Here is a 21,085-nt window from a genome sequence, read left to right on the forward strand (position 1 = left end):
TTTTGGTTCGATCCGGCTGTTTCCTGGCGTGTAAAAGCAATTCGGGCACAGCACGCCTTGCAGCGAGCCATGCCCGAAGCAGTCTATCTTGTCGGGGCCTTTGCCCCTCCCGTGATCAGGCCCGGCCGATCGAATAGTAAGTGAAACCGGCGGCTTCGGCGAAGTCCGGCTTGTAGATGTTGCGTAGGTCGACCAGCACGGGCGCCTTGGCGAGCTGCTTGACCCGCTCGAGGTCGAGCGCACGGAATGCATCCCATTCGGTTACGATCACCACGGCATCGGCGCCTTCAATCGCCTCGTAGGAATTATCGACCATCTGCACTTCGGGCATCAGCGGCTTGGCGAGTTCCATGCCTTCCGGGTCGTAGGCGATTACGCTGACCCCGGAATCGGCGAGGGCCTGCGCAATCGCGATCGAGGGGCTGTCGCGCATGTCGTCGGTGTTCGGCTTGAAGGTCAGGCCGAGCATGGCGACGCGCTTGCCGCGGGCGGCGTCCAGTCCACCGAGCGCTTCGATGACCTTGCGGCCCATCGCCCGCTTGCGGCTGTCGTTGACCTTGGCGACCGCTTCCACGATGCGCAGGGGACTGTCGTAGTCCTCGGCGGTCTTGAGCAGCGCGAGGGTGTCCTTCGGGAAGCACGAGCCGCCGTAGCCGGGGCCCGCATGCAGGAACTTCGAGCCGATGCGGTTGTCGAGGCCGATGCCGCGTGCGACGTCCTGGACGTTGCCGCCCACCTTCTCGCAAAGATCGGCGATCTCGTTGATGAAGGTGATCTTGGTCGCAAGGAACGCGTTGGCGGCGTACTTCGTGATCTCCGCCGAGCGCCGGCTGACGAACAGGATCGGCGATTCGTTGAGGAACAGCGGGCGGTAGACTTCCTGCATGACCTCGCGGCCGAAATCGTCCTCGGCACCGATGACGATGCGGTCGGGGCGCTTGAAGTCGCCGATGGCCGCGCCTTCGCGAAGGAATTCCGGGTTGGAGACGACGGCGACGCGGTGCTTGGTGCCGCTTTCCTTGAGGATGCGCTCGACTTCGTCGCCGGTGCCGACGGGAACGGTGGACTTGGTGACGATCACCGCGTCGTTCGACAGGCTTTCACCCACTTCGCGCGCGACGGCGTAGACGAAGGAGAGGTCGGCATGGCCGTCGCCGCGCCGCGAGGGCGTGCCGACGGCGATGAAGATAGCGCTGGCGTCCTTGATGCCTTCGGCGAGGTCAGTGGTGAAGGAAAGCCGGCCGGCCTTCACGTTGTTTTCGACCAGAGCGTCGAGGCCCGGCTCATAGATCGGCATGATGCCGGCATGGAGCCGGTCGATCTTGGACTGATCCTTGTCGATGCAGACCACGTCGTGGCCGAAATCGGCGAAGCAGGCGCCGGAAACCAGACCGACATAGCCGGATCCAACCATCGCAATCTTCATGTCAGTGCCACCATTTGCAAATTTTCGGGAGATCGGGGTGAACCCTTCGCCGTTTATCTATGCGAAGTTCGCGAGGAATTTCCACCTCTGAATTCGCAACTGCAAAAAAGAATGGACGACCTGTTGCAAAGCAACGGCGAACGCACGGGCGGCCGGCCAGGACTTGCGTTAACTTCATGACAGCCTCGCTGTTCCGTCCCGGGACAACGGGGCTGTCCGTGTTCGTCCTCCGCCTTTTGGGGGATTGCCGAAGTCAAGGTTTCGGTATTGTTAACTGTAATTTGCGCCACGATATGGATGGCTCCTGCGTGGGCGTGCCTGGGATCAAGACTTGCGGCTTCTGCTGATCAATCACCGCTATTTCGTGGCAAGCGGCGCGGAGCGTTACCTGTTCAACATCGAGAGGGTTCTGCAACGCGCGGGGCACGAGACCGCTGTCTTCTCGATCGATTACGAGCAGAACCGAAGCAGTCCGTGGTCTTCCTATTTCACCAGGCCCATCGGCAGGGCGGATCAGGTCTACTTCGACGAGCATCGCACTGATCCCGGGTCGGTCGGGCGCAGTCTCGGCCGCCTGTTCTATTCGCGCGAGGTGGAGCGCGACCTTGCGCGGCTGATAGAGGACTTCCGGCCCGACGCTGCCTACCTGATCCTGTTCCTGCGCAAGCTGTCGCCTTCCGTTCTTGTTGCGCTGCACAATGCCGGGGTGCCGATCGTGGTGCGCGTGTCCGATTACGGATACCTGTGCGCCGAGCACCATTTCCTGCGCAACGGGGAGAGCTGCACCAAATGCCTGGGCGGTCGCCTTTTACCCGGCGTCGTGCACGGATGCGTGCATGGCAGCCGGGTGATATCGGCGCTGGATGCCGCGGCGACATGGTACCATCGCCGGCAGGGCTATTTCGATCTGATCGACCGGTTTGTAACGACCAACCCGTTCCTGACCGACTTCATGGTCCGGGGCGGCTACGATCCTGCGCGGCTGGCCTGCATCCCCACTTTCGCCGATGAGGAGATCTTTGCGCCCCGCGCGGGCGATCCGGGGAAGTACCTGCTCTATGCCGGGCGCCTGGATCCGTCGAAGGGCCTGGAAACGCTGATCGAAGCGATGGCGATCTTGAAGCGGCGTTCGGGCTCGCCGCCGCGGCTTCGCATCGTCGGCGGCGCGCAGTACGAGAATTACCACAAGGCGCTGGTGCGGCATGTCGAGCGCGCCGGCCTTGCCGATTGCATCCGTTTCGAACGCCCGGTCGCGGCCGAGGAAGTGGCGGGCCTGCTGGGCAGTGCAACGGCCTCGATCATCCCCTCGGTCTGGTTCGAGAACCTGCCGAACTTCTATCTGGAAAGCATCAGCGCCGGCGTGCCGGTGATTGCTTCCAATCTGGGTTCGCTATCGGCGGCGATCACGGATGGCGAGGACGGCCTGCTGTTCGAGACCGGCAATGCAGCGGACTTGGCCGACTGCATCGCGCGCCTGATGCAAGATCCGTCGCTGGATCGGCGCCTGCGCACTGCGGGGCCGCTCAAGGCCAAGGCGCAGTATTCTGCCGAGCGGCACCTTGAACTCCTGACCGACCTGTTTGCCGAAGTGATCGCGCAGGGCCGCAGCGCTCCATCGCCCTACAGCGGGTCGAGCCGGGCGAAGGCAGTGTTCGAATGACCCTGGTAGCCTCCCGCGGGCAGCAGACGCCCGACCACGCCTTTCGCGGCGGAAAGCGGCAGCGAAGCGATGACTACGGCGAGGAAGGCCGGGTCGTAGCGCCCGATCGCCTCGGCCAGCCGGATGACTTCCTTCGTGCGGCCGAGGCGAATGGCACGGTGGAACAGCAGGCGGCTCAGGCGATTGCGGCCCGACTGGAACGCCTTTGCAAGCTCCGGGTGGCGCGGCAGCAGGTCCTCCGTGCACAAGTCGCGCGAGCGCAGCATCTGCAGGACATCGCTCGACATGTTGTCGGGAAGGTCGCGATAGCCGGTCAGCGGCTCGGGAACGAAGCCGAAGTGGTGATGTTCGGCGATCTCGAAATAGAGCTTCCAGTCCTCGCACCCTTGCCCGCCGCGCGCGCGCAGGGTGGTGTCGTAGCCGCCGGTCCTGTCGAACGCGGAGCGCCGGATCAGCGCGGAAGAGCCATTGCCGATGAAGTTGTGAAAGGCGAGGGGGGCCAGCACGTCACCTTCGTGACAGGGCCGGTGGCGCAGCTGCACGACCTGGGACTTGCCGTCGATCAGCGCGAACCAGGTATAGACGAGGCCCATCCGCTCCCCGCCCTGGCGGAACACGGCCAGCTGCCGTTCGATCTTGGCCGGATGCCACAGGTCGTCCGCGTCGACCGGCGCGATGAACCGGCCGGTCGAGGCCGCGATCCCGGCGTTGCGGGCAGCGGCGACACCGGCATTGGCCTGGCGCAGCAGGCGGATGCGCGGATCGCGCGCCGCAAGGCCCTGTACGATGGCGGGCGTGTCGTCCGCCGATCCGTCGTCGACGACCACGATTTCGAGTTCGCGATGGGTCTGTGCCGTGACGCTGCGCAGCGTCTCGCCGATCGTCCGGGCTGCGTTATAGGCCGGTACGATGACGGATACGGTTTCGCTGCCGGCAGGTTCCAAGCACATCTCCATTGGCTTCGAAAACCAGTCTGCCTGAACATCTTCGCGGGCGAAAGCACTGTCCGGCCCGAATTCGGAACCAGCGGACGCTTCGCGGGATTGTCTGATCGACGCGTTTCAGCATTGTCGCCGCATTGCAGCAGAAAGTCCGCCTGAGATGTCCCGCATCGCCATCGAGCACATAGACGCATCGGCCATGCCGCCTGCGCCCGTCCGCGAGACGGCTCGCACGCTCCTTGTGTTCTGGTGGCAGGACATGCCGGTGGGGCAGGTCATCGACGAGGGGCGCCCCGGCGAGCGAATTGACCTGGAACGCCACTGGCAGGCATTCACTACTTCGCCCGCCCTCGTGCGGGCGAGGGACATGGCCGCCGATCTTCTCCGCCCGACTCTCGATGCCTCGGTGGTGATCTGTACGCGCGACCGGCCCGATGTCCTGCGCGAATGCCTCGCCTCGCTGGTGCACCAGAGCTACCGGCCCGCCGAAGTGATCGTCGTCGACAATGCTTCGGTGGACGATCGCACCCGTCAGGTCGCGCAGGAAGCGGGCGTTGTCTATGTGCGGGAGGACCGGCCTGGGCTCGACATTGCCCGCAACAGCGGCGCGCGCCGGGCACGTTCCCCGGTCATCGCCTATACCGACGATGATGTGCGGCTCCATCCCCGCTGGCTGGAGCGCCTGACGCTGGCCCTTGAGGCCGGTGATGCCATGGCGGTGACCGGCCTAGTGCTTCCCGCCGAACTGGAGACGGAAGCGCAGATCCTGTTCGAGACGCATTGGAGCTTCGGACAGGGCTATCTGCCGCGCCGCTTCGATGAGAACTTCTTTGCGATGGATCGCCAGACCGGCAGCGAAGTCTGGACGATCGGGGCCGGGGCCAGCATGGCCTTTCACCGCCGCGCGTTCGAGATCGCGGGCTATTTCGACGAGCGCCTCGATGTCGGCGCGGCGGGCTGTTCGGGCGATTCCGAGTACTGGCACCGCATCCTCAGCCATGGCGGCGTGTGCGTTTACGACCCCGCGGCAGTGGCCTTTCACGTCCACCGGCGCGAGATCGCCGGGCTCGCTTCGCAGATCTACCACTACATGCGCGGCCATGCGGCGGCCCTGATGGTCCAGCACGAGCGCACCGGCAATCGCGGGAACCTGCGCCGGGCCTTTGCGATCATGCCGCGCTATTACGCCGGACGAGCGTTGCGCCGCTTGGTCCGGGGCGAGCGGCCGGACAACCGGTTCCTGCGCCAGGAGATTTCCGGCTATGTCGCCGGGCTGATCTACTACTGGCGCCATCGCAAGGCGCCGCAGCCGTGAGCGCGGTATCGGTCATCATTCCGGCCCGCGATGCAGAAGATACGCTGGCCCGGACGCTCGACAGCCTGCTTGCGCAGGAGATGCACGACTGGCACGCGGTGATCGTCAATGACGGTTCGAGCGATGCGACCGGCGCGATTGCGGGGCGTTACTGCGATCGCGACCCCCGGCTGGCGATGGTCGAGACCGGCGGGCTGGGTCTTGCCGCCGCGCGCAACGAAGGTCTGCGCCATGCTCGCGGCAATGCGCTGTTCTTCATCGATTCCGACGACTGGATCGCGCCCGATCATCTCAAGTGGCTTTCCATTGGCCTCGAGAGAGATCAGGCTGCGGATGCCAGCTTCTGCGGTTATCTGCGCGTCACGCCGGCAGGCAAGGGCTTCATGCCCCGCTTCGATCCCGCCATCGCGGTCGATCCGGTGGGCACTTTCAGCAGGCGCAATCCGCTGGCCCCGCACGGGGTCTTGCTCCGGCGCGATCCGGTGGAGCGGCTGGGCGGCTTCGATACGGCGTTCAGGACCTGCGAGGACTGGGACATGTGGCAGCGACTGGCGCTGTCCGGCTGCGCCTTCGTGCCGATCCGCGATCTCCACGCCCGCTATCGCCTGCGACCGGGTTCGCTCTCTACCGATCTCGTGCAGCTTTTCGGCGATGCGCAAAGAGTGATCGCCAGGGGTTGCTTCGAAGCGGGATTATCGGCCGAGGCCGCATCCACGAGCTTTGCTTGGTTCGAGCTATGGTGCGCCGCCGTTGCCGCCGGGCAGGGTCGTGCCTGGCGCAACGACCTGCGCGACTTTCCGCAGATTGCGCTCGGACCGCGAGACGTGGCGAGCGCCGCGAGGATGATCCTCGAGGCCTTCTGCAGCGGTGCCTGCCGCACGCCGGGTGAACTGGTGCCCCACTGGCCGCAGGTCTCCGTCAGCCTTGCCCACTTGCTGCAGGGCAGAATCGCCGCGCAATCGCAGCACTCCGTCGTCGATGCCGTCGCGCAGATGCTGGGCATTGTGCCGGGCCGTCTTACCGAACTCGTGAGCGTCGTCATTCCCGCCTACAAGGCTGACGGGTTCATCGCGGAGACCCTCCAAAGCGTGATGACGCAAAGCCACCGCGCGCTGGAGATCGTGGTCGTCGACGACGGTTCGCCCGATGCCACGGCTGCGCAGGTCCTGAAATTCGCTGCCGAAGATCCGCGCATCGCGCTGATGCAGCAGGATAATGCCGGGGTCGCCGCCGCGCGCAATCGTGGCTGGAAGTGTGCGGCTTCGGACCTGATCGCCTTCGTCGATGCCGACGACCTGTGGGCGCCGACCAAGATCGAGCGGCAGCTCGCGGCGCTCAAGGCGGCCGGGGAAAGGGCGGGGCTAGCCTATACCTGGTATGCGCGGATCGACGAGGAAGGCCGCGTCACCAGCCTCAGTCACCGACCACGGGCAGAAGGGGATGTGCTCCACGCGATCATGCACGGCAATTTCGTCGGCAACGGCAGCGCCGCGCTGATGACCCGCGAGGCGCTGGAATATGCCGGCGGCTTCGACTCCTCGCTGCACGAACGCGGGGCGCAGGGGTGCGAGGACCTCGCGATCTATTTCCGCATCGCCGAGAAGTTTCGTTTTGCGCTCGTGCCCGAGCCGTTGACGGGGTATCGCGTCATGGACGGCAACATGTCCAGCGACATGTTGCGCATGTTGCGCTCCTTCGATCTGGTCGCGGCCGAAATGGCCGCACGCTACCCGCAGTACCGCAGGGAAATCCTGAAAGGGCGCAAGTTCTACCTCGAGTGGAGCCTGTTGGCGGCGGCAGAGCGGGGGGATTTTCGCTCCATGGTGAAATTGTTGCCGGAATTCCTGGCGCAAGCTCCCTTCGCGGCGCTGGGCGTGCTATTGACCAGGGTGCCGCGCGCGCTGGTGCGCGGCAGGCGCCAGCGTTTCTCGGGAGGATCGCGGCGCAGGCAAGGCCATGTTCCGGTGCGGTTCGTGATAGGCTCCTGTGAGGAGGGCTATGGGCAAGGAAGCTGACACCGGGGCCGGCGGCCGGATTGCCGCTCTCAGGGACCTCAATGCACTCCTCGCTATCGCCCCGGCGGCGAAGCGGGCCGCGCCCCTGCTCGTCATCATGGGGCTGGTCGCCTCGCTGGCGGAGACCGCGGGCATCAGCCTGATCATCGTGTTTCTCTACGCCGCTTTCGGCCAGCTCGACGATACCGGTACGGTAGCCCGCGATTTCGGGCAGGCGGCCGCCTCGATCCTCGAATGGCTGGGCGGCCCTGCAGAACTTGCGACGGCGATCTTTGCCCTGATCGTCATGCGCGGCGTCATCGCCTATTTCTACAACCGCATTGCGCAGGGGCTGGGCGCGCGGATCAGTGAAAGCGCCCGCAACGCGATCCACAGCGAGTACCTGGGCGTCTCCTACGACTTCATCCGCCGCCACGAGCAGGCCGAGCTGATGGAAGTGCTGGGCACCGACAGCTGGGGCATCGCCGCGGCCTACAACGCCTTTACCCGCCTCATCATCAACATCTGCGCGGCGGCGGTCTTCGCCTTCTTCCTGTTCATGCTGTCCTGGCGGATCACCCTGATCGCCTTTATCTGCGCAGGCGCCGTATCGTTCTTTCTCGAGCGGTTGTCGCGGCCGGTGGCGCAGCTTGGCGCATCGGTGAAGGCAGAGCACCAGTCGATGGGCGGGCTGATGCTGATGACCCTGCAGGGCATGCGCGCGATCCGCGCCTATGGCCGCGAGAAGGCGCAGAACGCGGCTTTCGTCAAATCCTCGGCCTCGGCGCGCGAGAGCCTGGCGCGCATGGAGCGCCTGTCTGCGGCGATCCGTCCGGCAACCGAGATCGGCTATCTCGCGATCATCTGCCTGATCGTGGGCGGGGCCGGCGCGCTCAAGGTCGATTTCCACGCGACCCTGACCATCGTTGCGCTGCTCTACCGCCTTCAGCCGCACTTGCAGGAATTCGCCAGCAATTCGCTGTTCCTCGCCCAGTCGGCGCCGCAGCTGCAGTCGGTGCGGCGCATGATCGGGCCGGAGGGCAAGACCTACCCCGATCCCGGCTCGCTGCCGATGCCCGAGACATTCCAGTCCATCGCCTTTCGCGATGTCGCGTTCGGCTATGATGAGAAAGAGGCGCTCGACCACGTCAGCTTCACCGTTCCCGCCGGGCGCACGACGGCGCTGGTCGGCGCCAGCGGTTCGGGAAAGACGACGATCGTCAACCTGCTGCTGCGTCTTTACCGCCCGGAATCGGGGCAGATCCTGCTCGACGAGACGGACATTGCAGCGATCCGGCGCGAGGACTGGCTGCGCGCGATTGCCGTGGCCGGGCAGGACATCGATCTGGTCGAAGGTACGGTGCGCGACAATGTGCTGATGGCCCGCTCGGACGCGAACCGGGCTGCGCTGGCCGATGCCTACGCACTGTCGGGCCTGGCCGACATGCTTGCCGGGCTCGAATACGGCGACCGCGACTGGATCGGGCAGCAGGGCCTGAACCTCTCGGGCGGCGAGCGCCAGCGCGTCGGCCTTGCCCGCGCCATCCTGCGCGATCCGGGCATCCTCATCCTCGACGAGGCGACCAGCGCGCTCGATACGGCCCTTGAAGCGCGTGTGCGCACTTGTCTCGAGCAGCGCTTTGCCGGGCGGACCGTGCTGATCATCACCCACCGGCTCGAAACCGTGCGCAATGTCGATCACGTCGTGCGCATCGGCAATGGCCGGGTTCTGGCCGAGGGTACGCCAGCCGAAGTCTTCGGACCCCACGCGGACGGATCTGTTGCCGCGCTGGGCTAGGCGGGCGCTTTCTCCAGGGTCCTGTCGGCAAACTTGCGATACCAGGCGACGGCGGTGCGCACGATCGTATCGATGTCCGAGTGCCGCGGAATCCAGCCCAGTTCTTCGCGCGCCTTGGCGGCATCGGCAATCAGCACCGGCGGATCGCCGGCGCGGCGCGGGCCGAGTTGCGCCGGGCGATCGACCCCGCAGATGCGCGCCACGGCTTCGGCGATTTCCAGCACGGTCGTGCCATTGCCGGTGCCCAGGTTGAAGGGGTGGAAGCCCTTGCGATCCATGATCCATTCCCCGGCGAGCACATGGGCCGCGGCCAGATCGGATACGTGGATGTAGTCACGCACCGCGCTGCCGTCGCGCGTGTCGAAATCGGTCCCGAACACGGTGAAAGGCCGGTCTGCGGCCAGTGCCCCTTCGATAGCCAGCGGGATCGCGTGGGTCTCCGGATCGTGGCACTCGCCGATTTCGCCGTCGGGATCGCAGCCGGCGGCATTGAAGTAGCGCAGCGCTACACTGTCCAGCCCGTGGGCCGAGGCGTAGTCGGACAACATGCGTTCGACCATGAACTTCGACCAGCCATAAGGATTGATCGGGGACTGCGGATGCGCCTCGTCGATCGGAACCCGGGTCGGGACGCCATAGCTTGCGCAAGTGCTCGAAAAGATGAGCTTGTCGATTCCCGCCGCGCGCATCCGGTCCAGCAGGGTGAAGCTGCCGATGCTGTTGTTGTGATAGTACAGTTCGGGCTTGCGCACCGATTCCTCGACATAGGCGAAGGCGGCAAAGTGTCCCACGAGATCGGGCTTGTACTGCGCGAATGCGGCATCGAGCGCGTCTGCATCGAGGATGTCGCCGACGACCAGCGGTCCCCAGCGCACCGCGTCGGCATGGCCGCGCGAGAGGTTGTCGTAGGTCACCACCTGCCAGCCCGCTTGGGCGAAGGCCTTGCAGCAATGCGACCCGACGTACCCGGCGCCGCCGGTGACGAGGATCGTGCCTCGGGATTTACTGTCGGATTTTCCGGGGGTCATGCCGGTATCAGTCCTGCTTCGATGAGGTCGCGGAAATACTCGATGGTTCGGGCGAGGCCGTCCTTGAGCGGCACGGAGGGTTCCCAGCCCAGCTTTTCGCGGGCCAGCGTAATGTCCGGCTGGCGCTGGCGCGGATCGTCCTGCGGCAGCGGGCGATAGTCCAGCGTCGAGGCGCTGCCGGTCAGATCGATCACATTGCGCGCGAGCTCGAGCATCGTGAATTCGACCGGGTTGCCGAGGTTGACCGGGCCGGCGAAATCGTCGGGCGTATCCATCAGTGCGATCAACCCGTCGATCAGGTCGTCGACGAAGCAGAACGAGCGGGTCTGCCGCCCATCGCCATAGATCGTGATCGGCTCATCGCGCAGTGCCTGCAGAATGAAGTTCGATACGACGCGGCCGTCGTCGGGCTGCATGCGCGGGCCGTAGGTATTGAAGATGCGCGCCACCTTGATCGGCAACTGGTGCTGGCGGCGGTAATCGAAGAACAGCGTCTCGGCGCAGCGCTTGCCCTCGTCGTAGCATGAGCGCGGGCCGATGGGATTGACCCGGCCCCAATAGTCTTCGCGCTGGGGGTGCACCTCGGGATCGCCGTAGATCTCGGAAGTAGAGGCCTGGAGGATCCGCGCGCCGGTGCGCTTGGCGAGGCCGAGCATGTTGATCGCGCCGTGGACGCTGGTCTTGGTCGTCTGGACCGGATCGTGCTGGTAGTGGATCGGGCTTGCCGGGCAGGCGAGATTGTAGATCTCGTCCACTTCCACATAGAGCGGGAAAGTGACGTCGTGCCGCAGGATCTCGAAGCGGTGATTGCCGAACATCTGCGCAATGTTGTCGCGCGTGCCGGTGAAGAAGTTGTCGACGCACACGACCTCATGGTCGAGCGACAGGAGCCTCTCGCACAGGAACGATCCCAGAAACCCGGCGCCGCCGGTTACGAGAACCCGCTTCCTGCGCGCCAATTGACGTTTCGCCATGTACCTCCGTCGTCGCCCGCCGGGCGCACGTCAAACTTCAACCGCTCAAGTCAAGCGCAGCAACTGTCTAACGAGCAAAGCTGCTGGATGTTGCCCAACCCGGCAAGTGGTTGTTAAATTAAGGTAACTGACGGGGACCTGCGCAAGTTACTTGGGAGTAGTCCGTTAGAACGAAGCCTGGGCGCGACTATCTGAATGCTGCAGAGCCCGGCATCCTTTCGGTCTGCGAATCTTCCAAGGTCGCATAAGCGCGTTGCAAGCGCTTGGCGAATGCGCTTGGCCCATAAAGTTCGCTGGCCTTCCTTGCAGCGTTCGAGCCCAGCTGCGACCGAAAGTCAACGTCCCGGATCAGGACACGCAGCCCCTCGGCCAGGGCCTGCGGATCGGGCTGGGCAAGCACTGCGCACCCGGCGTCGAGAACCTGGCTGTGGCTGAGAATGTCCGTTGCCAGGATGGCGCGTCCCGATGCCATGTAGCCATAGACTTTCATCGGCGTGTTGACGCCCTTCAGGCGCGGCGAACACAGGATGTCGGCCTGCGCGAGATAGGTTCCCAGCGCGTCGAGGTTGCGCTGGCCGAGGAAACGTATCCGTTCGGCAATCGCGAGGCCGCCGGTCTTCGCACGGTAGCTCGAGACCATCTCCGGCGAGCCGCCGATCACTGCCAGGTTGCAGGCATCCTCGGGACGCAACTGGCGAAAGGCCTCGAGCAACAGGTCGATCCCCTGGTAGCGCTCCAGATTGCCGACGTAGAGCGCGAGGGGGGCAGGACTGTCGAACAGGGCGCGCAGGTCCTCGACCTCGCAACCATCCGGCGCGTCCGGCGCGAATGCAACATCGGGCAGGAGGTGGACCTTTGCCGGGGCCGTTGCTTTCGCGGCCCTGTCGGCAATCGCCTGGCAGACCGGCAGGACGAGATCGGCGCGCCGGATCGCCTGGCGCTCAAACCATTGCAGCGGCGGCAGCAGGACGCGCGCGGCAGGCCACTTCTCCGCGATCTGGTCCGGCATGAGCGAGTCCATGTCGTAGACGACCTTGAACTTGCTTGCGGCGCGGCAGGCCAGGGCGATGAACACGGCTTCCTCCACGGCATGGACGACGTCGTAGTCGCATTGCCGCACTTGTCGCAGCGCTGCTGCTGCCAGCCACGCGTCGCATACAAGCTTCTTGGCGGAAAAGCCGATGGGCACATTGCTGATGCCGAAACCGGGTCGGATGCGCAGGATCCGGGCGCCCGGAATCTCTATCTCGGCGCCTTCGTGGTAGGTCAGTAGGTCCACCTCATGCCCCTGTTCGCACAGGACGGTCACGGCCTGCCGCACGGCAATCGGCGTGCCGCGTTCGACGAAGAAGGGATGGGGCGCAAGGAACAGGATTTTCATCGCGCCGCCTCGCGCAAGGGCAGGCGCAGGCGGATCTGGTCGCGCAGGAACCGCACGGGAGGGGCCAGCCTGCCGTAAGGGGTCAACGTCGTTGCAGGATCGCGCAGGGCCTGCATCAGGGACGTCGCCGGGCATTCGGCCGGGAGGTGGCCGTCGAGGAGGAAGCCGAAGCGTCCGATGGTCCCGCTCGACCCGGGCAGGGGGAGGGGATCGGACCCTGCGAGCACGCGCCGATCCCGGGCAAAGCGAGGCACCTTCCAGAAGCCGGGACGTCCGCCGTTATCGCCCAGCAGCAGCGCTGGATCCTCTTGCAGCAGGGAATCGACGAGGCGGCCGCGCGCGCCGAGCCACTTGCCCACGCCCCAGGGCAGGACCGGCAAGGCCTGCGCGGCATGGATCGCCGCCACGATCTCGCTCGCCGGCCTGCGCTCAAGCGGTGCGGTCGATGAAAAGCCGAGGCCGAGAATTTCCAGCCCCTCGGCGCTGACGATCTGTCGCCCTGCGACGACAAGTAGGCGGCGGCTCTCGTCAAGCCAGAGCGAATTGGCTTCCCCGGTCTGCAAGAGCCGGCCGCGCAAATGTTGGAACACCGCAAAGCCTTCGCGCTCGACCAGCATGCATACGCCAGTCTGCGCCTGCGGTGCCGCCTGCGTGAAGCTGCGCGCGGCAGCTTCAAGCGCGGAAAGGGCCGTGTTTTCGTCATGAAGGTGGACGTGGGCGTCCACGGCAATGCGATGGGACGCTTCTGGCCGAGTCATGCCGCGCGCCGCGCCTCTTGCGGCCAGAGTCGCCGCGCGGCATCCATGCTGAGCAAGGGAGCTGTCGTCAGCTTGGAGCCCAGAACCTGGCTCAGGCCGGCAGGCCCCGGCGTGGAAATCGTGTCGGCCGCGCTCAGGGTCCGGCCGGTCCCGTCGGTATCGGGAAGCAGCCCGGGCATGACCGCGCGTACGCCCGCCTCTGCAATGCCATAGCCCGGAAGCGCCCGGTCGAGCACTTCGAGGAAGGCGGCGATATCCGCAGGAGTGACGTTTGGCTCGCGCGCGCCGGGAGCGGGGCGATAGTAGGTGCCGGCAAACGTGCCGCCTTCCAGCGGGCGCAGAAAATAGCTGCGGCCCTTGCCCGGCGTTTCGGAGACGGCCAATGCCGCATCGCCCGGAAACGGTATCTCGAGGACGAGATTGAAGGCGAGCGTCGCCGCAGTGGCGGCCTGTGGCTCCTGCGGCCAGCGCGAAGACCACGACCCGGCGCAGATTGCCACGCGGGGGGTTGCGATCTCCTCCATGCTCCCGTCGGCATGGGTGACGTTCAGGCCCACCACGCGGTTGTCGGCAACGATCAGCTCGCCCGCTTCGGTATCTTCCATCAGCGCCGCGCCGCTGGCGCCCGCATCGGCGAGGATCTTGCGCAGCAGCGTTTCCATGTCGTCTGCCACGAGGTCATGCCACAGGGCTGCGCCCGCCAGGTCTCGCCGCGGCAGGGGATAGGCCCTCGCGATTTCCTCTGCCCCCAGAAGCTGAAGCCTGGGCAGGCGGCGGGACAGGCCCGTGCCGCGATAGAGGCAGCTCTCGATTGCGGATGCGGCGCGAAATGCCATCGGCGATCGCAGGGTGTGACGATAGAGCGGCATCGCGCAGGCCAGCGGACGAACGTGATCCGGGTAGTTGTCGAGAAACCACGCCTGGGCCTGGCGCGAGCGCCGCCAGCGCCCGACGCTCAGGCTCTGCAGGTAGCGCAGGCCGCCATGGATGATGCCGTAGCTGTTGCCCGTTGCCCCGCTGCCGACCTTGCCGCGTTCGACCACGAGAGGCCTCAGTCCGGCGCGTGCCGCGGCCAGCGCCATCGTTGCTCCCTGCATTCCGGCTCCGACAATCACGACATCGCTTTGATGCATCAAGCCTCGTCCGGGTGGGTCACGATCTTCTCTATCTTGTAGGCGCTGCGGCTGGGATTGCGAGTGAAGATGATGATTTCCGCGATCAGGCCCACGGCCGCAATCTGGATGCCGAGCACGATCATCAGCACGGTGAGAAGCAGGGCCGGGCGGTCGGCCAGTGCCATTCCCGCCGTCTGGCGCTGGATGAGGATATAGATGCCCATGGCCAGGCCGATCGCGATGCAGCCCGCGCCCACCGATCCGAAGAAACGGAAGGGCTTGCGCATGAAGCGGGTCAGGAAGCCCAGCGCGATGAGATCGAGAAACACGCTGAAATAGGTGATCGCCCGGTGCATGCGGATCTTCTGGTCCGAACGGGACTGGGGCAGGCAGACCTGTTCGACCTTGTAGCCCATGCCTTCGGCCAGAAGCGGCAGGAAGGGGTGTTGCTCGTGGTGAACCTGCAGGTCGTCGAAGACGCGGCGGTGGAAGGCGCGCACGACGCAGCCCGGATCCTTGAAGCGCGATCCGGCCATGCGTGCCAGAGCCTCGAAGCTCCATCCACGCAGGCGGCTCAGCACATTGTCTGCGGTGCGGTCGCGGTAGGCGGCGACGACATCCGCGCTTTCCAGCTTGTCGAGCAGGGCGGGCAGGCTTTCGGGCGCGGTCTGCAGGTATGCGGGGAGGATCAGGATCGTCTCGCCCTTGGCGTGGCGCACGCCTTCCAGCAGGCAGGCGACCTGCCCGAAGGAGCGATTGAAGTGCACGATGTTCAGCGGGAAGCCCCGCTCGCCGATGGCGTCCAGTTCTTTGGCATAATCCTCGAACGGGCCGTCGAGGACATAGATGAATTCGAACGACTTGTTCGTCTGCATCAGCACGTCGTTGTAAGCCCGCCAAACGGCTTCGGCCGGTTCCGTGCGGTCGATGACAGGGATGATGACGGAAATGTCTATGGTGAGATTCGGCGGGGCCATTGTGTTCATAGTCCCTCCTGTGAGGCAGGATTGAGCGGCGTCAGCCGCGAAGAGAGTTTGGCGGCGATTTCGGCATATCTGCTGACGTTGGGCTCGACCGCGGCGAACAGGCCGCCGGCCAGTCCCCACACGACGAGGAAAAGCGTCAGCGAGAAGAGCACCATGGCTATGCCGCCGGCCACGACCAGGCTTTCCGGCCGACCGAACACGACGTAGCCGAAGGCCAGGAGATCGAGCAGAAACGAGAGGCCGACGACCTTCAGGTGCCAGGTCAGCGGCGCGCGGGCATAGCTGAGCAGCACGCGGATGGTGACGATATCGAGCATCACTTTCTGGATCCGCGAAAAGCCGTATTTGGAAACGCCGAACTGGCGGGGGCGATGGTTCACTTCCAGTTCGACCAGACGCGCGCCCGCCAGTTGCGAGAGGGCGGGAATGAAGCGGTGCATCTCGCCGTACATGGGAATGCCCTTGATCAGTTCGGCCCGATAGGCCTTGAGCGAGCAGCCGCTGTCGCGCACGGCGATGCCCATGATGTAAGTCATGATGCGGTTGGCGATCTTGGAAATGAAGACGCGGGCGCCGCCGTCCTTGCGCTTGCGCCGCCAGCCTATGGCGATGTCGAAGCCCTTCTCGATCTGTTCGAGCAGGCGCGGAATGTCCTCGGGATCGTTCTGGAGATCGCCGTCCATCGTCACCAGCACGTCGCCGCGCGCCACTTCGACGCCCGCGGCCATGGCCGCGGTCTGGCCGTAATTGCGACGGAACTTGACGACGCGCACGCGCGGATCGCGCTCGACCAGAGCCGCTGCGCGTTCATATGTCCGGTCCTTGCTGCCGTCGTCGACCAGCACCAGCTCGAAATCGAAATCCCGGCCGCTCAATGCGCGGTCAACCGCCTGATAGAGCGGATCGACATTCTCCTCTTCGTCGTACACCGGCACGATGACGGAGACTAGAGCCATGCGTTACCCCCACCAATACTCGAAACAGCGAATAAATTGCGACCCGAGTTGGTATATGCGTATGGCTAACGAACAATCAGCTTGTTCTGATATTATGGAACCTGCTTAAAGATATATACCCTGAGACATGCATTAGCCATATTCGGGTTTCTATGTGCTTTGTAATTCGTCGATTATGTAAATCGTAATAAAACTGAATCGTAATGAATCGCGATGTTTCATTCTTAATCTCAGAATGGGTTCTATAAAATCATTCACGATGTGAAGTCTTTCTATATCGTAGAAATTTTAGTTCTGTCAATTAATCCACAAGGCTATGTCGGCGTCTCGAATTTCCCTTTATGGGAGCATCGCTGCCCGCTTCGGCTCGGCGGACAGAGGACGCTCCGGCACCTCGCTGGGTTAGCCGACGACAGGGACGGACCAGGCTGGCGCGGCGACTAGAATCGGGCATCAGGGGCTTCCATCTCTATCGTTGGCAGCACCCGCTCGATTGAACGTAATGCAGCGCAGTTCGCGCCGAGATCGCGGATCACGCGGCCCGCCGACCGGATCCGGACGGCTGCCAGCCTACTCTACGAAGCCGCGCGATAGAGCATGGCGAGCGAGCGATGCCGGCGCTATCGTGCTGGCGAGGCAGCCGACGGCGCTTCCGCTGATCAGGCCCACCAGGCCCCAGCGGGCGCCGATCCATGCGCCCAGCAGGCAGGCGGCGATGGTCAGCCAGTTCATCCAGCTCAGCTTGCGGATTTCCTCTGCAGTGCCGCAGGCGACCACGGCTGCGCGCGGCAGGCCCTCGATCAGCTTGGCCGCGCCATTGAAGCAGGCGGCCAGCACCAGCAGCCGGTCGAGTTCGTATCGTCCGCCGGTGAAGATCGTCGCGACGATCGGCGCCAGTGCGACGACCACGAGAGTGGCGAAGACCATCGTCAGCCCAAGTGAACGGGTTTCCTGCGCCAGCAGCGCATGGCGTTCTGCACGCTGGGATGCAGCGCGAAGCCGCGGGGTGAGGGCGAAGCTCGATCCTGATCGGAGCAGGCGGAACGGGAAGATCGCGACCGAGGCGATGACGGCGAATAATGCGAGCGCCCGGAAATCGAGCACTTGCGGGATCACGAAGCGCTCGATCTGGACGAGAACCGATCCGGCGCCGGCCGTCACCATCAGCGAAAAGGCTTCGCCGCGCGGCACCTTGTCAGGCCTTTCGTCGCCGAGGCCGCAGTAGCGGATGAAGGCGTACCAGCTCAGGGCTGCTGCGAGGGCGCAGCCCGCCGCAAGGATCAGCAGGACCGGCAGGTCCGACCCCAGCGTGAGGACGAGGCCAAGCCCTCCGGCGAAGAGCAGTGCCCAGCTGGCGACGTTCGTCGCAACTAGCGGAAGGGCAGTCCAGTCGTGACGGCGCAGGCCCATGCTGGCTGCCATAGCCATTCCGCCACCCACGATCGCCGCACCCAGCAGCAATCCTGAGAGGGCCGGGAGTTCATAGAACTGCACGGTCCCGATCGCGGCAATCGCGGCAATGCCGCTGCATGAAAGGAAAGCGCGCAGCAGGAGGCGGGCTCCCGGATCCAGCCGGCGGCGCAGCAGCACCTGGTCCAGCCCAAGCGGAGCGAGCCAGATGAAGACGTTGTAGACCGCAATCGAGAGGGAGAGCTGCCCGAACGCGGCCGGGGGCAGGGCGCCCGCCAGCAGCAAGTTGCCGAAAGTGAAAGCCGCCCCGGCAAAGGCAAAGCCGAGGCTGGCGAGGATCGACCTGGAGCGTATCAGTGAATGGATCATCCCGCGCGCCCGATGGTAGCGGGCGCGGGCAACAGGGCCTTCCTCAGGGATGTTCATTTCGGTGGCAGCAGTCCGGTCTCGCGGTACCATGCGACGGTCCGCCTGAAGCCTTCGTCGATGTCGATCCGGGGACGGTAGCCCATGAGCCGCTGCGCCTTGGCACTGGTAAAGGCGCGATTGTGCTTGAAGAAGGACAGGCGGCGGCGGTGGAGCGGCGGTTCGATGCCCAGCGGCTTGCAGATCGCCTCGACCAGCCGCGCCAGATGGAACATGGCGCGGTAGGGGATGTACAGCAGGGGCGGCTTGCGCCCGAGTACGCGCGCCGCAGCGCCGACATAGTCGCGCAAGGGGAGATAGCGTGGTCCGCCGATGATGAAAGTCTCGCCCGGGGCCTGTTCGTTGTCCATGGCCAGGACGAAAGCTTCGACCAGATCGTCGATATAGACCGGATGGAAGTTGGGCGAGCCGTCGCCGGCGAAGAAGAACGTGCCGCGCCGGACCATCTTGAACATCTTGAGCATCCGGGTGTCGCCGGGACCGTAAATGGCGCAGGGCCGGATAATAACGATTTCCAGCCCGCTGCGCGCCATTTCCTCGCGGCAGAATGCCTCGGACATCAGCTTGGTTTCCTGGTAATGGTCGCGCGGGCTGAACGGGGCCGTTTCGTCCGAAGGACTGTCCGCGACGCTGCCGTGCACCCCAATGGTGGAGCAGTCGACGAAGCGGCGCACGCCTGCGGCTCGGGATGCCGCGACCAGGGCCTTCGTGCCTTCGAAATTTACGGACAGGAATTCTTCGTAGGGGCCTTCCTTGCGGAACATCGCGGCGATGTGGAAAACGGTGTCGGCCCCTTCGACAAGGCGCGCCAGCGCATCGGTGTCAAGCAGATCGCCTTCGATACGCACGATGCCCGCATGATCCGGCAGTTCGGAGCCGGGCCGTGCCAGTGCCCGGACCCGGTGTCCGTCCCGCGCGAGGCGCAAGGCCAGCGCCTGACCGGTGAAGCCGGTTGCGCCGGTGATGGCGACAGTGCGTGGTGCAGTCATGCATTCTCCTGTTGCGAACTCTCGCGATCGAAGCGAACGAGCACCGGGTTGCCGAAAATCCTCGTCAGTCCTGCCTTGCGCATCAGTTCCTCGACCCGCTGCAAAAGCGTGCTACCCCGACCGGCGCGGTGCAGGGCCATGGGCAGCACGAACTGGCGCCAGCTTCGGGTTTGCCTGAAACCATGTTCTGCAAAAGCCTTGCGCACTTCTCTGCCGAAAAAGGTCCGATAGGTGCGTGTGTTCTTTTCGATGTGCTTCTTGAGCGGAAAGGCCAGCAGGGACAGCGCGTTGAGGCTGAAATAGATTGGAAAGTCGATGATCACGGCTTCTCCTGCTACCCGACACAGTTCGCTCACCAGAAGCTGCCAGTCGTCGATATGCGCCATAAGACGCACGCTCGTGACGACATTGAACTGCCCGTCCGCAAAAGGCATTGCCTTCAGGTCGCAGGCCACGAAATCGATCGGGGCATCGGTTTGCTCCTGCGCGAGACGCAGGCCGCAGCTTGCATCACTGCCGGCGACTGTTACCACATAACCGGCACGGGCCATCGGCGGCGCCAATTGCGCATGACCGCCGCCTACGTCGATAACGGAGGATCCGGAAGGCTGGCCCATCAAGGCAAAGAGGCCCCGTTCCTGTACGCCCAGCAGATACTGTCCCACTTCGCCGCAGAACCGGGATGCATAGTTGTCTGAGGATGTTTCGATGTCCGGCGCGTCGGTAATGCCGCCGGACATTCCTGCCACTACCTTGTTCATCTCGGTTGAATCCGATTGCGGGAGAGGAAACCTGCGATCTTGGCGACCCATGCGCAAGAGCATTCAATCAGACGGCTTACCTAATGGCAATCTTGCTACATGCAGTAATACGTTTGGGCACAAGCGACGGATTTGCAAGCAATAGTCTTGCACGATTGAATTGCGGACTTCTGCGGTCGATGCCATGCGCGTCGAAGCGGTTCGTCGAAATCTTCGTAACTCACGGCCCGAAAACGGTTTCGCTGCAAGCCGTTTGAGGTTATTCGCACGTCCACAAGTGCATTGAGTCCGAACAGGAAACGATAGCCGTGCCGCTCTGCATGACGCAGGCCAAGGAGGGATGGTCCACATTGCTTACCAGGGTTGCCGCAGGAGTCGCAATTGTGGTGGCTGTGATCGCTTTCGCGGTCAGCGGGTGGGCTATTCTGACCTTGAGCAACGCGCCCGCGCCAGCGCCGGCCAAGACAACGGTTCCCCTCGATCCCGTTGAACAGACGGCTGAGGATCGCGCCAACCAGGTGATCACGAAGATCATTGAAAAGCGCCTGCCGGAGCCCGAACCTGCGCCGCCCGCGCCGGCTGGCACTCGTCAGGTTGCCAGTAGCGCCGGGAAAGTGGAGCGCCTTCCGGACACGACCCTGAAGTTGAACTGCTCGCGGCTGCGCGATGCCTATTCGCCCGAAGAACTGAAGGGCATGAAGGAATTCCAGCAACTATGCCTCTGAAGAGCATTGTCATTGCCTTGTTGTTCCTGAGTGCCTGCAAGTCGACCGAGCCGCCGAAATTCTATCCTTCGCCGCTCGATCTCGAGGCGGTGGCACAAGCCAAGCCGAAGCCGACGGCGGCCATCCTGACCGATCCCAAGGCCAACGACATGTACAACCACGAGGTGGAGGCATGGGGCGACCGCATCCATGCCGCCGGCCTGCGCCTTTGCCGGTTCTACCAGAACCTGGGCCAGGTCGTGGATTGTGGGCAAGTGCCGGCCTCGCAAGCCAGCGAAGTTCCGGTCCCTACCCCTTAGATGCTAGCCTAAAGGGTCATTGGGCCCACAGCGGGTTGGTCTTCGCAGTCATACCGAATTGACGTTCAAGGCGCGGGAAAGATTGCATAGTCTTGCCGCATTGAACTTCGCGTAACCGCTGACGAGGGGCGGGCAGGGGCGGC

18 protein-coding genes are annotated in these 21,085 nt (G+C 64.4%); 6 read left to right on the forward strand and 12 right to left on the reverse strand.

Annotated elements, in window-relative coordinates; translation table 11 throughout:
- Positions 1-115 precede the first annotated feature (115 nt).
- Positions 116-1,426 (reverse strand): UDP-glucose dehydrogenase family protein, encoded by a 1,311-nt coding sequence (locus JI59_RS14120; RefSeq protein ID WP_007012021.1) that lies wholly within the window; start codon positions 1,424-1,426, stop codon positions 116-118.
- Positions 1,427-1,757: 331 nt separating this feature from the next.
- Here JI59_RS14120 and JI59_RS14125 point away from each other — a divergent pair, with 331 nt between their 5' ends.
- The gene (locus JI59_RS14125) at positions 1,758-3,086 is read left to right on the forward strand and encodes a glycosyltransferase (protein ID WP_007012020.1); all 1,329 of its coding nucleotides are present in this window, start codon (positions 1,758-1,760) and stop codon (positions 3,084-3,086) included.
- On the opposite strand, the gene JI59_RS14130 is transcribed toward JI59_RS14125, so the two are convergent.
- A complete protein-coding gene (locus JI59_RS14130) occupies positions 3,047-4,036 on the reverse strand; it encodes a glycosyltransferase family 2 protein (RefSeq protein WP_038577675.1) in 990 nt (329 codons plus the stop codon). The two genes, JI59_RS14125 and JI59_RS14130, sit on opposite strands and share 40 nt — an antisense overlap.
- 151 nt (positions 4,037-4,187) lie before the next feature.
- Here JI59_RS14130 and JI59_RS14135 point away from each other — a divergent pair, with 151 nt between their 5' ends.
- Genes JI59_RS14135 through JI59_RS14145 form a run of 3 tightly spaced genes read left to right on the forward strand, consistent with a single transcriptional unit; the run spans position 4,188 to position 9,134 of the window.
- Complete coding sequence (locus JI59_RS14135) at positions 4,188-5,342, forward strand: glycosyltransferase family 2 protein (RefSeq protein WP_007012018.1); 1,155 nt, start codon at positions 4,188-4,190, stop codon at positions 5,340-5,342.
- Complete coding sequence (locus JI59_RS25660) at positions 5,339-7,357, forward strand: glycosyltransferase family 2 protein (RefSeq protein WP_007012017.1); 2,019 nt, start codon at positions 5,339-5,341, stop codon at positions 7,355-7,357. The genes JI59_RS14135 and JI59_RS25660 overlap by 4 nt, the downstream gene beginning before the upstream one ends.
- On the forward strand, positions 7,341-9,134 hold the full coding sequence (locus JI59_RS14145; protein ID WP_007012016.1) for an ABC transporter ATP-binding protein: 1,794 nt from the start codon (positions 7,341-7,343) through the stop codon (positions 9,132-9,134). The genes JI59_RS25660 and JI59_RS14145 overlap by 17 nt, the downstream gene beginning before the upstream one ends.
- On the opposite strand, the gene galE is transcribed toward JI59_RS14145, so the two are convergent.
- The 10 genes from galE to JI59_RS14195 all read right to left on the reverse strand — a co-directional run bounded on the left by galE (position 9,131) and on the right by JI59_RS14195 (position 19,897).
- Positions 9,131-10,162 (reverse strand): UDP-glucose 4-epimerase GalE, encoded by a 1,032-nt coding sequence (gene galE, locus JI59_RS14150; protein ID WP_007012015.1) that lies wholly within the window; start codon positions 10,160-10,162, stop codon positions 9,131-9,133. The two genes, JI59_RS14145 and galE, sit on opposite strands and share 4 nt — an antisense overlap.
- On the reverse strand, positions 10,159-11,136 hold the full coding sequence (locus tag JI59_RS14155) for a UDP-glucuronic acid decarboxylase family protein (RefSeq protein ID WP_007012014.1): 978 nt from the start codon (positions 11,134-11,136) through the stop codon (positions 10,159-10,161). Before JI59_RS14155 ends, galE begins: the two co-directional genes overlap by 4 nt.
- Positions 11,137-11,323: 187 nt before the next feature.
- Positions 11,324-12,517 carry a glycosyltransferase family 4 protein gene (locus tag JI59_RS14160; RefSeq protein WP_007012013.1) on the reverse strand — a complete coding sequence of 398 codons (1,194 nt, stop codon included), beginning with the start codon at positions 12,515-12,517 and terminating at the stop codon, positions 11,324-11,326.
- Positions 12,514-13,275 carry a hypothetical protein gene (locus JI59_RS14165; protein WP_238532476.1) on the reverse strand — a complete coding sequence of 254 codons (762 nt, stop codon included), beginning with the start codon at positions 13,273-13,275 and terminating at the stop codon, positions 12,514-12,516. The genes JI59_RS14160 and JI59_RS14165 overlap by 4 nt, the downstream gene beginning before the upstream one ends.
- Positions 13,272-14,408 (reverse strand): FAD-dependent oxidoreductase, encoded by a 1,137-nt coding sequence (locus JI59_RS14170; RefSeq protein WP_007012011.1) that lies wholly within the window; start codon positions 14,406-14,408, stop codon positions 13,272-13,274. Before JI59_RS14170 ends, JI59_RS14165 begins: the two co-directional genes overlap by 4 nt.
- Positions 14,408-15,376 carry a glycosyltransferase gene (locus JI59_RS14175; RefSeq protein ID WP_007012010.1) on the reverse strand — a complete coding sequence of 323 codons (969 nt, stop codon included), beginning with the start codon at positions 15,374-15,376 and terminating at the stop codon, positions 14,408-14,410. Before JI59_RS14175 ends, JI59_RS14170 begins: the two co-directional genes overlap by 1 nt.
- Positions 15,373-16,332 carry a glycosyltransferase family 2 protein gene (locus tag JI59_RS14180; RefSeq protein ID WP_038576225.1) on the reverse strand — a complete coding sequence of 320 codons (960 nt, stop codon included), beginning with the start codon at positions 16,330-16,332 and terminating at the stop codon, positions 15,373-15,375. Before JI59_RS14180 ends, JI59_RS14175 begins: the two co-directional genes overlap by 4 nt.
- A 570-nt stretch (positions 16,333-16,902) precedes the next feature.
- Positions 16,903-18,168 (reverse strand): lipopolysaccharide biosynthesis protein, encoded by a 1,266-nt coding sequence (locus tag JI59_RS14185; protein ID WP_007012008.1) that lies wholly within the window; start codon positions 18,166-18,168, stop codon positions 16,903-16,905.
- The gene (locus JI59_RS14190; RefSeq protein WP_007012007.1) at positions 18,165-19,157 is read right to left on the reverse strand and encodes an NAD-dependent epimerase/dehydratase family protein; all 993 of its coding nucleotides are present in this window, start codon (positions 19,155-19,157) and stop codon (positions 18,165-18,167) included. The genes JI59_RS14185 and JI59_RS14190 overlap by 4 nt, the downstream gene beginning before the upstream one ends.
- Entirely contained in the window at positions 19,154-19,897 is a 744-nt protein-coding gene (locus JI59_RS14195) for a class I SAM-dependent methyltransferase (RefSeq protein ID WP_239000566.1), read from the reverse strand. The genes JI59_RS14190 and JI59_RS14195 overlap by 4 nt, the downstream gene beginning before the upstream one ends.
- Before the next feature lie 341 nt (positions 19,898-20,238).
- Between JI59_RS14195 and JI59_RS14200 the strand changes: the two genes are divergently transcribed.
- Positions 20,239-20,643: a hypothetical protein gene (locus JI59_RS14200; protein ID WP_239000567.1), complete on the forward strand. Its 405-nt coding sequence runs from the start codon at positions 20,239-20,241 to the stop codon at positions 20,641-20,643.
- Complete coding sequence (locus JI59_RS14205) at positions 20,634-20,942, forward strand: hypothetical protein (RefSeq protein ID WP_007012004.1); 309 nt, start codon at positions 20,634-20,636, stop codon at positions 20,940-20,942. The genes JI59_RS14200 and JI59_RS14205 overlap by 10 nt, the downstream gene beginning before the upstream one ends.
- Positions 20,943-21,085: the final 143 nt, after the last annotated feature.

This window comes from Novosphingobium pentaromativorans US6-1, from assembly GCF_000767465.1.
In the GTDB taxonomy this organism is placed as follows: domain Bacteria; phylum Pseudomonadota; class Alphaproteobacteria; order Sphingomonadales; family Sphingomonadaceae; genus Novosphingobium; species Novosphingobium pentaromativorans.

Coding starts and splice junctions, on each gene's coding strand:
- JI59_RS14155 (WP_007012014.1), bottom strand. CDS start 11,136: ATGGCGAAACGTCAATTGGCGCGCAGGAAGCGGGTTCTCGTAACCGGC.
- galE (WP_007012015.1), bottom strand. CDS start 10,162: ATGACCCCCGGAAAATCCGACAGTAAATCCCGAGGCACGATCCTCGTC.
- JI59_RS14180 (WP_038576225.1), bottom strand. CDS start 16,332: ATGGCTCTAGTCTCCGTCATCGTGCCGGTGTACGACGAAGAGGAGAAT.
- JI59_RS14160 (WP_007012013.1), bottom strand. CDS start 12,517: ATGAAAATCCTGTTCCTTGCGCCCCATCCCTTCTTCGTCGAACGCGGC.
- JI59_RS14205 (WP_007012004.1), top strand. CDS start 20,634: ATGCCTCTGAAGAGCATTGTCATTGCCTTGTTGTTCCTGAGTGCCTGC.
- JI59_RS14190 (WP_007012007.1), bottom strand. CDS start 19,157: ATGACTGCACCACGCACTGTCGCCATCACCGGCGCAACCGGCTTCACC.
- JI59_RS14185 (WP_007012008.1), bottom strand. CDS start 18,168: ATGAACATCCCTGAGGAAGGCCCTGTTGCCCGCGCCCGCTACCATCGG.
- JI59_RS14195 (WP_239000566.1), bottom strand. CDS start 19,897: ATGTCCGGCGGCATTACCGACGCGCCGGACATCGAAACATCCTCAGAC.
- JI59_RS14175 (WP_007012010.1), bottom strand. CDS start 15,376: ATGAACACAATGGCCCCGCCGAATCTCACCATAGACATTTCCGTCATC.
- JI59_RS14165 (WP_238532476.1), bottom strand. CDS start 13,275: ATGACTCGGCCAGAAGCGTCCCATCGCATTGCCGTGGACGCCCACGTC.
- JI59_RS14130 (WP_038577675.1), bottom strand. CDS start 4,036: ATGTGCTTGGAACCTGCCGGCAGCGAAACCGTATCCGTCATCGTACCG.
- JI59_RS14120 (WP_007012021.1), bottom strand. CDS start 1,426: ATGAAGATTGCGATGGTTGGATCCGGCTATGTCGGTCTGGTTTCCGGC.
- JI59_RS14145 (WP_007012016.1), top strand. CDS start 7,341: ATGGGCAAGGAAGCTGACACCGGGGCCGGCGGCCGGATTGCCGCTCTC.
- JI59_RS14135 (WP_007012018.1), top strand. CDS start 4,188: ATGTCCCGCATCGCCATCGAGCACATAGACGCATCGGCCATGCCGCCT.
- JI59_RS14200 (WP_239000567.1), top strand. CDS start 20,239: ATGACGCAGGCCAAGGAGGGATGGTCCACATTGCTTACCAGGGTTGCC.
- JI59_RS14170 (WP_007012011.1), bottom strand. CDS start 14,408: ATGCATCAAAGCGATGTCGTGATTGTCGGAGCCGGAATGCAGGGAGCA.